Here is a 10,753-nt window from a genome sequence, read left to right on the forward strand (position 1 = left end):
TCGGACGGTGCCCTGCGGCATCCTCACGGCCATGGAGACGGAGCTGAGCAGGAAACTGGGAGTCGAACACGCCATCTTCGGCTTCACGCCCTTCCCGGCGGTCGCCGCGGCCATCACCCGCGCGGGTGGATTCGGCGTCCTCGGCGCCGTCCGCTACACCGCCCCCGACGACCTCAGGCGCGATCTCGACTGGATGCAGGAGCACACCGACGGCAAGCCCTACGGGCTCGACGTGGTCATGCCCGCCAAGAAGGCGGTCGACGGCATCGGCGAGGCGGACATCGAGGCGATGATCCCGGCCGGGCACCGCGCCTTCGTCCGCGACACCCTCGCCAAACACCACGTGCCCGAACTGGCGGAAGGCGAGGCCTCCGGCTGGCGGATCACCGGCTGGATGGAACAGGTCGCCCGGAGCCAGCTCGACGTCGCCTTCGACTACCCCGTCAAACTCCTCGCGAACGCCCTCGGTTCCCCGCCCGCCGACGTCATCGCCCGCGCCCACGAACACGGCGTCCTCGTCGCCGCCCTCGCCGGCAGCGCCAAGCACGCCCGTCGCCACGCCGAGGCCGGCATCGACATCGTCGTCGCCCAGGGCTACGAGGCCGGCGGCCACACCGGCGACATCGCCACCATGGTCCTGGTCCCGGAGATCGTCGAGGCCGTCGCCCCGCTGCCCGTCCTGGCCGCCGGCGGCATCGGCAGCGGCGAGCAGATCGCCGCCGGCCTCGCCCTCGGCGCCCAGGGCGCCTGGCTCGGCTCCCTCTGGCTCACCACCACCGAGGCCGACCTGCACTCCCGCGCCCTCACCGAGAAGCTCCTCGCCGCCGGGTCCGGCGACACCGTCCGCTCCCGAGCCCTCACCGGCAAGCCCGCGCGCCAGCTGCGCACCGAGTGGACCGACGCCTGGGACGACCCGGACGGACCCGGCCCGCTGCCCATGCCGCTCCAGGGCCTGCTCGTCGCCGAAGCCGTCTCCCGGATCCAGAAGTACGAGGTCCAGGCGCTGCTCGGCACCCCCGTGGGCCAGATCGTCGGCCGGATGAACAGCGAGCGCAGCGTCCGGGCCGTCTTCGACGAACTCACCGCCGGCTTCGAACGCGCCATCGACCGGGTCAACCGGATCGCCGGCCGGGCCTGAGAGAGGAACGCCACCGTCATGACCGACCCACAGCGTCCCAACGGCTTCTGGGCCCAGGCGGGCGCCGACCCGGACCGGACCGTCCTCGTCACCCCCGACGGCGAGGCGTGGTCCGCCGGCCGGCTGCACGCCGACGTCAACCGGCTGGTCCACGGCCTGCGGGCCGCCGGGCTGGAGCGCGGCGACGTCCTCGCCGTGGTCCTGCCCAACGGCGTCGAGTTCCTCACCGCCTACCTCGCCGCCTCACAGGCCGGCTTCTACCTGGTCCCGGTCAACCACCACCTCGTCGGCCCCGAGATCGCCTGGATCGTCGCCGACTCCGGCGCCAAGGTCCTCGTCGCCCACGAACGCTTCGCCGACGCCGCCACCGCCGCGGCGGACGAGGCCGGCCTGCCCGGGGACCACCGCTACGCCGTCGGCGCCGTCCCCGGCTTCCGCCCGTACACCGAACTCCTCGACGGGCACCCCGCGACGCCCCCCGACGGCCGCACCCTCGGCTGGGTCATGAACTACACCTCGGGCACCACCGGCCGCCCGCGGGGGATCCGCCGCCCGCTGCCCGGCAAGCTCCCGGAGGAGACGTACCTGGGCGGCTTCCTCGGGATCTTCGGCATCCGCCCCTTCGACGACAACGTCCACCTCGTCTGCTCGCCGCTCTACCACACCGCCGTGCTCCAGTTCGCGGGCGCCTCCCTGCACATCGGGCACCCACTGGTGCTGATGGACAAGTGGAGCCCCGAGGAGATGCTGCGCCTGATCGACCGCCACGCCTGCACGCACACCCACATGGTCCCCACCCAGTTCCACCGCCTGCTCGCCCTCCCGCAGGCCACCAAGGACGCCTACGACGTCTCCTCCATGCGGCACGCCATCCACGGCGCCGCCCCCTGCCCCGACCACGTCAAGCGGGCGATGATCGACTGGTGGGGCCGCTGCGTGGAGGAGTACTACGCGGCGAGCGAGGGCGGCGGCGCCTTCGCCACCGCCGAGGACTGGCTCAAGAAGCCGGGAACCGTAGGCAGGGCCTGGCCGATCAGCGAGCTCGCCATCCACGACGACGACGGCAACCGGCTGCCCCCCGGCGAACTCGGGACCGTCTACATCAAGATGAACACCGGCGGCTTCAGCTACCACAAGGACGAGGGGAAGACCAGGAAGAGCCGCATCGGCGACTTCTTCACCGTCGGCGACCTCGGCCTGCTCGACGAGGAGGGCTACCTCTTCCTCCGCGACCGCAAGATCGACATGATCATTTCGGGCGGGGTGAACATCTACCCGGCGGAGATCGAATCCGCCCTGCTCACCCATCCGGCGGTCGCGGACGCCGCGGCCTTCGGCATTCCGCACGACTCCTGGGGCGAGGAGGTCAAGGCCGTGATCGAGCCCGCCGAGGGCTTCGAGGCCGGCGAGGCACTGGCCGCCGAGATCCTGGGCCACTGCGAGCGCCGGCTGGCCGGCTACAAGCGCCCGAAGTCCGTCGACTTCATCGAGGTGATGCCCCGCGACCCGAACGGCAAGCTCTACAAGCGCCGGCTGCGCGACCCCTACTGGGAGGGCCGGGAACGCGCCGTCTGAACGGGCCGCCACGCCCGGGGGCGGCGTGAGAAGTGCCACGTCAGGGCCCCCGGGGCGCGGTATGCGCCGCACCCGGGGGACACATCTGGCAAGTTGGCTGATATGAGTACGGCAACGCACAGATCACCCCTGACCGACTGGACCGTCATCGTCCCCGTGGTGGCGCTCGTCGCGCTCGTCTTCAGCTGGGGACGGGAGCTGCCCCCGGTCGCGGTGGGGCTGGTCTCGCTCTGCCTCGCCGGGGCGGTGCTGGCAGCCGTCCACCACGCCGAGGTCGTCGCGCACCGGGTGGGGGAGCCCTTCGGCTCACTCGTCCTGGCCGTCGCCGTCACCGTCATCGAAGTGGCCCTCATCGTCACCCTGATGGCCGACGGCGGCGACAAGACCGCCTCCCTCGCCCGGGACACCGTCTTCGCCGCCGTGATGATCACCTGCAACGGCATCGTGGGCCTGTCCCTGCTCGTCGGCGCCCTGCGCAACCGGGTCGCCGTCTTCAACGCCGAGGGCTCCGGCGCCGCGCTGGCCACCGTGGCGACCCTGGCCGTCCTCAGCCTGGTCCTGCCGACCTTCACCACCAGCAAACCGGGTCCGGAGTTCTCCACCGCCCAGCTGACCTTCGCCGCGGTCGCCTCGCTCGCCCTGTACGGGCTGTTCATCGCCGTCCAGACGGTCCGCCACCGGGACTACTTCCTGCCGGTGGCCACCGGGGCCACCGGCGGGGGCTCGGGGAATCAGGCGGGCGCCGGGGACGGGGACGCCGACGGGGGCCACGCCGAACCGCCGACCGTCCGCGCCACCCTGATCAGCCTCGGTCTGCTGCTGGTCGCGCTCGTCGCCGTCGTGGGCGACGCGAAGTCCGTCTCACCCGCCATCGAGGCGGGCGTCGCCAAAGCCGGCCTGCCCAACGCGGTCGTCGGTGTGATCATCGCCCTGCTGGTGCTGGCCCCCGAGACCCTCGCCGCGGTCCGCGCCGCCCGCCGCGACCGCGTCCAGACCAGCCTCAATCTGGCCTACGGCTCCGCCATCGCGAGCATCGGCCTCACCATCCCGGCCATCGCCCTCGCCTCGATCTGGCTGACCGGACCGCTGCTGCTCGGCCTCGGACCGGTCCACATGGTGCTGCTCGCCCTGACCGTCGTGGTCAGCGCCCTGACGATCGCGCCCGGCCGCGCCACCCTGCTCCAGGGCGGGGTGCACATCGTGCTGCTGGCCGCCTTCCTGTTCCTCGCCGTCAGTCCGTGACCGCCGTCAGTCCGTGACCGCCGTCAGTCCGTAAACGGCGGCCGGTCCGTGACCCGGGCGGGGCCCACCCCCGCGGGGGTGGGGCCCCCCGGGCCGGTTCAGCGCCGCTCGCGCGGCCAGACCACCCTCAGCCGCGGCGAGGAGAGGATGTCCCGCTCGCAGAACCGCGAGGTCACCCACCGCTCCTGCGAGAACATCCGGGTCTGGTCGGCGTGGAACGGCGAGGCCGGATCCCCGGACTGGCCGTACGTCAGCAGCGTGCGTTCCACCGGGCAGCTGCTGCCGTCCCAGCCGACGGCCTGGATGTGGCTGGAACCGTGCACGACCTCCGGGTACCCGCCGGCCGCCGCGTTCCACGGAGCCTCGATCCTGTTCCAGACGCCGAGGGCCTCCGTGCCACCGCCCACCGGCAGCCGCTGCCCCCCATGGCGGGTGTGCTGGCGATGGTGGCGCCGTGCATCTCGCCGCGGTCGGTCCAGGTCTTACCGTCGGAGCTGGCCCAGCGCGCCTTGCCGTCATAGTCCCGATACACGCAGTAGAGCTTGCCCTGGTATTGATCCGAAACGATTCGGGTTCTGGGTTGTTGGTCTGGTGGGGGACGCGCGGCATCTGTCGCCGTCGGCGCAGGAGGCCCTGCGGCTGCGGATGGTGGCGGCGTTGGTGGCGGGGCGGGACCGTGAGGACGTGGCGGCAGTCTTCGGGGTGTCGCTGAAGGCCGTCGGCGGGAGGTGGGCGAAGTGGCAGGCCGACGGCCGGGAGGCGCTGGTCATGCAGCCGTGGGGCAAGCCGGTCGGGGTGCACCGGGTGCTCGGGGAGGCCGAGCAGGCCGCTGTGCGGCAGGCGGTCCTCGGTCACCGGCCCTGCGACGTCGGCTTGAGCGGGCAGTTGTGGACGCGGCGGCTGGTGGGCGAGCTGATCGCGAGGCTGTGCCGGCTGCGGCTGACCGAACCGGGGGTGGGCAGGTACCTGAAGCGGTGGGGGCTGTCCTTCCGGCGTCCGGACAGGCGGGCCGTGGAGCAGGACCCGGAGGCCGTGCGCCGTTGGCACGAGGAGGCCTGGCCGGCGATCCGGGCAAAGGCGAAGAAGGACGGCGGCGAGGTCCTGTTCGCCGACCAGGCCGGCATCCGCTCCGGTCAGGTCGCCGGCCGCACCTGGGGAGGGAAGGGGAAGACTCCCGTCGTGCGGCGGACTGGCAGCCGGTTCTCGGTGAACCCGATGTCGGCGATCAGCACCAAGGGCCGGATGCACTTCATGGTCTTCGCCGAGAGCTTCACCGCCGAGGTGATGTGCCGCTTCCTGGACCGGCTGGCCGGCCACTTCGACCGCAAGGTCCATCTCGTGGTCGACGGGCACTTGGCCCACCGTTCCAGGAAGGTCCGCGACTGGCTCGCCGCCCACCCTGACGACATCGAGCTGCACTTCCTGCCTCCGTGCTCGCCCGAGCGAACCCCGACGAGCTGGTCAACGCCGGCCTCAAGCACAGCCTGCCCAAGCAGCACCGGGCCCGGGACCAAGCCGAACTCGCCGCGGAGACCCGCCGCTTCTTCCGCAGACGCCAGCGTCAGCCGCACATCGTCCGCGGCTACTTCGGCGGCCCGCACGTCCGCTACGTCTTGAACGAGAACCCCATGAGTTTCGGATCAATAGCAGTCACGCGGCATCATCGAGGGTTCACTTACGTTCGCCCGTCCAGCCTTCCCCTCGCATGTTGCTCCTCGATGGCCAAGGTGCCCTTGGGCTTGAACGCTCCGCTTCACACCCCGCCGTTACCAGCGATGCATGGGAGCGCGGGGACGGGCCTTGGACACTGGCCCGAAGTTCAGCCGATCGATACCTCCTTCACGTGGCTGTCCTCACTTACCTGGAGCGACCTCGTGTCGCACACTTAGGGCGTCCGCCAGTAGGTGCCGAACCTGGTGGCAATAGCAGGGCTGGACGGCTCGCCAGATCATGAGGTTTTACGCTTCGTGATCACCGGGGGATCCGTGCCTGCCGTCCCATCATGCGTTCTCGACCCGATCCGTGACCAGTTCCTCGCGCTGCTGCCCGCGCGTGAAGAGCGGCATCCGTGGGGGTGTCACAACCCGCGCATCAGTGACGCGGTGGTCTTCGACCGCCTGGTGCAGGTCCTGGTCTTCGGCTGCGGGTACGAGCGGGTGGCCGACCACCTGTGCTCCGCCACGACCCTGCGCCGCCGCCGCGATGAATGGATCGCCGCTGGTGTGATGGAGACCCTGCGCCTGCTCGTACTTGCCTGCTACGACCGCATGATCGGCCTCGAACTCGACCAGTTGTCCGCCGACGGCTGCATCACCAAGGCACCGTCCGGAGGCGAGTGCGCCGGGAGGAGTCCCGTCGACCGGGCCAAACTGGGAATCAAACGCTCTCAGCTGACGGACGGGTACGGCATACCGCTGGTCACCGATCCAGCACCGGCCAACACTCGCGACCACACACTGCTGCCTGCCACCCTCGACCGCTTCGACGGCCTGGAAGCAGCCTTGGGGCCACTGCCCGAGCACCCTCGTCTAACCTTGGACGCCGGCTACGACTACAGCGTGGTCCACCAAGACCTGCAGATCCAGAGGGCTCATCGGCCAGATCGCCGAGCGCGGCGCGAAGACCCCGATCCAGGCCGGTGGGCGCTGGGTGGTCGAGCGCACGAACTCCTGGATGAACAACTTCGGCAAGCTCCGTCGCTGCACCGAGCGGCGCAGAGCCCCGGTCGAGTTCTTCATCGCTCTGGCCAGTGCCATCATCACCCTCCGCTGTCTGATCCGACGCGCCCGGACACTCTACCGTTGGGACTCCCGCCCCCGAAGCGCCCGCATCCGGTGACCTCAACCATTCCCGAGTAAGTTCGGTCAACCGACCCAATGCGGGCGGTCAACCCGACACTATGCCGGTTTGACCGGCTGTTTCGCTGTCCGGACGCGTCTTCGCCCCCTCACTCGATTGTGAGGGGGCGGAGACGTCCTCGCTGGTCAGGGGAAGGTTGCGGGGTGGGGTGGTCCGGTCGCGGGTACGGTAGCCGCTGGGGGTCCGGAGGGGATCGCGGGGTTCGGTACGGTTGGTGGGGCGGCGGCGGGTGGGGTGGGTGGTGGTTTGGAGGGTGTCGAGCCAGGCGGCGAGTCAGCGGTGGTTGGCGTGAGCGAGTTGGAAAGCTACGCAGCCCAGTGTTATGAACGAGTACTGCGTGTTTCCAGGCCGCCCATAGTCCGCGGAGTGGGCTTTAGCCTGCGGCCGAATCGCGGAAATCCTCCCCTGAGTCACATTTACGGCGCCCTCTTTCATCGGGTCGTTGACCTCACAGCGCACCCCGGCCACAAGAAACTTCCTAGTCAGATCTTTCTGCTTTGAGGAAGCCCCGATAGACAATCGACACCAACGTTGCATATGCGCGAACCTCTCGCGCGGCCACCAGGTCGTTTCCCGAATATTCCGCACACAAAGCGTCGGCTCGAGAAATGACATCGTCGAGCTCTGCTAGGACATCCGCACCCGACGGCCTAAATGCACCGGTCCTCATGAAGGCGTTGACTACCGAGGCGTGCTCATCGGCCTCGCCAAGATCTGCGCGAATGACTTTCAGCTCCCGCGTTGAGCCCATTGGCGGATATGGAATGCACCGCCAGAGGGTGTAGGCGTCCGCTAGGCCCAATTCCATAAATGCTCGCAACCTTCAGCCATCGCTTTATGGATGATATGTGACGATTCTTCCGTCCAGCGACGTGATCAGCAGCTCGCCCGTATTTGGATTGACATACTTGAATCCCTTCAGACCGTCTTCGGCGAATCCGATATCCGTGAGACTCTTAGTCCAGCCCACCGCCCCGCCACGTTGCGACAGGCGCCGAGCCAGGGCCGAGGCCGCGTCAAAATACTGCTGCTGCGTCATACCGGCCGGATCTCCCCACCTCTTGTAATGATCCAAGAATTGCTCCCCAGCCGAATCAAAGGTGGCGGGATGAAAGGCTTTATCGACGTCCTCTACGGGGACCGTTAGGCACGGACCGCCAGCATTGTGAACCAGCACCGGCGAGTCGCCCGCCAGCACATAGTACGTGTGGATGGTGTCGACGGTGAGGTTGTAGGCGGGCTGGAGGGTTGTCCAGTGCCTGGTTGCGGTGATGTCCAGGGGCGGGCCGGTGTCGGTGCGCAGTGTGTCGTCTGGGGTGAGGTCGGAGGCGTCGCGCCAGGCGTGTTGGTTGTCGGCCCAGAAGGGGTGATGGTCGGTGGTGGTGATGGTGGCGGTTGCGCCGCTTTCGGAGGTGATGGTGAGGTCGGTGAAGTCGCGGTCGTCGGGTGTGTGGATGGTGGCGTCGACGCGGCGTCCGCTGGATTTCCCTGTTTCGGGGTCGGTTGCCCGTACCTGGTCGCCGACGCGGATCTGCTCGATCGGGAGGGTGGTTCCGTCGGCCATGAGGACGCTGGTGCCGGCAGGGAAGCTGTTCGGCCGCCGGCAGTCTGCCATGATTCTCTTGAATCGTGATGCTCGTGCGGCGTCTTCGGCGTTCTTTATCTCCTTTCCGAGTTTGGCGAGCTTCACCGCCTTTCCGGCGGGGAAGAAGTTGATCGCGAGTTCGGCGCAGGCGGAGGCACTCCTCTGTTTGATGCATTCCTCGGCGCTGTCCACGCCGAGGATGCTCTTCATGACCATCTTGAGGAGTTGAGCCTTGTCGAGGGTCCCGTCGAAGAAGAGCGACAGATCGCCGAGGAGGTTCAGGAGGCTGTTCTGCTGGAGGCCGATTTGAACGCGGTTCCTGAGGAGCATGCATTGAAAGGTCCCCTCTCCCCACTGTCCAATTTTGTTGGGGCAGGGCGGGTTCTTGGCCTGCCAGTACTCGTACTCGGCCTTGTTGATCTCTTCCTGGATGAGCGCTTCCAGTTCTTTCTTCAGTTCCTCCTCGATCTGTGCGGCCTGGGCCTGGACGTCCTCCTCTCCGGCGGCCAGTTCGTCCCGGCGTTCCTTGATCATTTTCTCTGCGGTGATGGTCCAGGCTTCGTCGGCGGCCTTCTGAGCGGCGGTGGCGTCCTGGCCTGCCGCGCGTGCGGAAGCGTAGGCGCTGTTCGCGGCTTCACGGGCGGATGCGGCGGACTGGCGGGCCTGCTTGGCCGAGGCACGGGCGCGGGTGGCGGAGGCGGTGGCCTTGCCGGCGTCGCGTGCGGCGGCCTGGGAGGCGTTGCGGGCGGTGGTGGCGGACTCGCTGGCGCGGGTGGCAGAGGCTTCGGCGTTCTGAGCGGATGTTTTCGCGTCCGCGGCGTACCGGCCGGCCTGGGCCGCGTAGGAGCTGGCTTGCGTGCGGGCGGTCTCGGCCTCACCGGCCGCGTTGTTCGCGACGGCTGCGGCTTCGGTCGCTTCCCAGGCGTCTTGCTGGGCCTTGGCCGCGGTTTGTGCGGCCTCGGCGATCAGGTGGCTCATCTGTGCGGCGTGGGTGGCGGCGAGCTGATCCTTGCGGTTGGCCGTGTACCGGCCGGTCTGCAGGAAGGAAGTGACGGTCTCGGGTGTCCCGGCGAGAGCGAACGTGGCCGCGGCCTGGACCTCCGGGCCTCCGGCGGCGAGGAGTTGGGTGGCCTGGACGCGTTCGTCGATCTGGCGGGCGGTGTACTGGCCCGTCGTCAGGAAGGCGGCGACGGCCTTCGGTGAGCCGTCCCGCAGTGCCTTCTCCCCGGATTCCTTGACGCTGGTGCCGCCGGTGGCGATCAGCTGGTAGACGCGGATGCGGTTGTCGGCGACCGCGGCCTCGTGCTGGCCGGTGGTGAAGAAGGCCTCGACCTGCTGGGCGTCGCCCTTCAGCGCGGCGGTGGCAGCGGTGCGTACGGCCTCATCCGGGCTGTCCTCGGCGATCTCCCGCACGCTCTGGCGCATGTCGTCCAGCTCGGCCTTGTGCCGGCCGGTGCGGAGCCACTCCACGACGGCCGCGTCCGTGCCGGACAGGGCGGGCTGGGCGGCCTCCTGGCTCCAAGGGTCGCCGGTCTTCACGGTCCGGAGAGCGGCTTTGCGGCCCTTGGCCGCCAGTGCCTTGGTGTCCGCGTCGGGGCGGGCGGCCTCGGCTGCAAGGTCGGCGGCCTCCTGATCGTGGGCCTTCCAGTCGGCGAGGAAGGTACCGATGCCGCCGGTGGCCTCGTCTTCCTCCGCTTTCAGGGCCCGGGCTTCCGTGACGGCCGCGGCGGTGGCGGCGGCGAGGTCTTCCGCCTCGGTCCTGCGGGCGAGGTCGTAGACGGTGCTCGCCGTGGTCACCGCCGTGCTCGCCGACGCGGCGGCGGTGCGTGCCGTCTCGGCCTGGCGGGTGGCCTCGGCGGCCGACGTCGCGGATTCGCCGGCGTGTTCGGCAGCCTGGTCGGCGGCCGTGGCCGCGTTCTGGGCGTGGGTGGCGGCGGAGCGGGCGGCGTCGCGGGCCTGGTAGGCGGCCTGGGATGCTTGGCGTGCCAGGGCGGTGGACGCGGTCGCGGCCCGGTCGGCCTCCTTGGCCTGGCGGCGGGCCTGGTCGGCTGCGGCCTGGGCGCGCTTGGAGCCGGCGCCCGCGGCGTTCGCCAGGCGGCCGGCCTTCTCGGCGGACCCGGCGGCCGCGTTCGCGTTGGCGCTGGCGCTCTTGGCCGCGTCCGACGCGTCGCCCGCCGCGTCGGAGGCGACGCCCGCGTGGTCTGCGGCCTCTGCGGCGCGCAGGGCGTCCCTGGCGGCGTTGCGGGCCTCTTCGGCGCGCTGGCGGGCCTCGGCGGCCCTGCCCCGGTCGGAGGCGGCGGCGTTGGCGGCCTTGCGGGCGTTGGCCGAGGCGAGGGCGGCGCCTCCGGCGGCGC

5 protein-coding genes and 2 pseudogenes are annotated in these 10,753 nt (G+C 69.9%); 5 read left to right on the top strand and 2 right to left on the bottom strand.

Annotated elements, in window-relative coordinates:
• The first annotated feature begins 31 nt into the window (after positions 1 to 31).
• The 3 genes from ACEPPI_RS27365 (at position 32) to ACEPPI_RS27375 (ending at position 3,955) form a co-directional block, all read left to right on the top strand.
• The gene (locus ACEPPI_RS27365) at positions 32 to 1,138 is read left to right on the top strand and encodes an NAD(P)H-dependent flavin oxidoreductase (protein WP_373917933.1); all 1,107 of its coding nucleotides are present in this window, start codon (positions 32 to 34) and stop codon (positions 1,136 to 1,138) included.
• An 18-nt stretch (positions 1,139 to 1,156) separates the two neighbouring features.
• Positions 1,157 to 2,713, top strand: coding sequence for an acyl-CoA synthetase (locus tag ACEPPI_RS27370; protein WP_373917934.1), 1,557 nt, complete (start codon positions 1,157 to 1,159; stop codon positions 2,711 to 2,713).
• Between the two features lie 102 nt (positions 2,714 to 2,815).
• A complete protein-coding gene (locus tag ACEPPI_RS27375; RefSeq protein WP_373917935.1) occupies positions 2,816 to 3,955 on the top strand; it encodes a calcium:proton antiporter in 1,140 nt (379 codons plus the stop codon).
• Positions 3,956 to 4,053: 98 nt separating this feature from the next.
• Here ACEPPI_RS27375 and ACEPPI_RS27380 read toward each other — a convergent pair.
• A pseudogene (locus ACEPPI_RS27380) lies at positions 4,054 to 4,413 on the bottom strand (penicillin acylase family protein); the annotation flags it as partial.
• A 133-nt stretch (positions 4,414 to 4,546) separates the two neighbouring features.
• On the opposite strand from ACEPPI_RS27380, the gene ACEPPI_RS27385 reads away from it, so the two are divergent.
• Together ACEPPI_RS27385 and ACEPPI_RS27390 are read left to right on the top strand one after the other, a co-directional pair.
• A complete protein-coding gene (locus tag ACEPPI_RS27385) occupies positions 4,547 to 5,572 on the top strand; it encodes an IS630 family transposase (protein WP_373917936.1) in 1,026 nt (341 codons plus the stop codon).
• A 368-nt stretch (positions 5,573 to 5,940) separates the two neighbouring features.
• Positions 5,941 to 6,793: pseudogene (locus tag ACEPPI_RS27390) on the top strand (IS5 family transposase).
• Between the two features lie 856 nt (positions 6,794 to 7,649).
• On the opposite strand, the gene ACEPPI_RS27395 reads toward ACEPPI_RS27390, so the two are convergent.
• On the bottom strand, positions 7,650 to 10,753 hold a 3,104-nt coding region (locus ACEPPI_RS27395; protein WP_373917937.1), incomplete at its 5' end, for a polymorphic toxin-type HINT domain-containing protein.

This window comes from Streptomyces sp. AB3(2024), from assembly GCF_041862025.1.
Classification (GTDB): domain Bacteria; phylum Actinomycetota; class Actinomycetes; order Streptomycetales; family Streptomycetaceae; genus Streptomyces.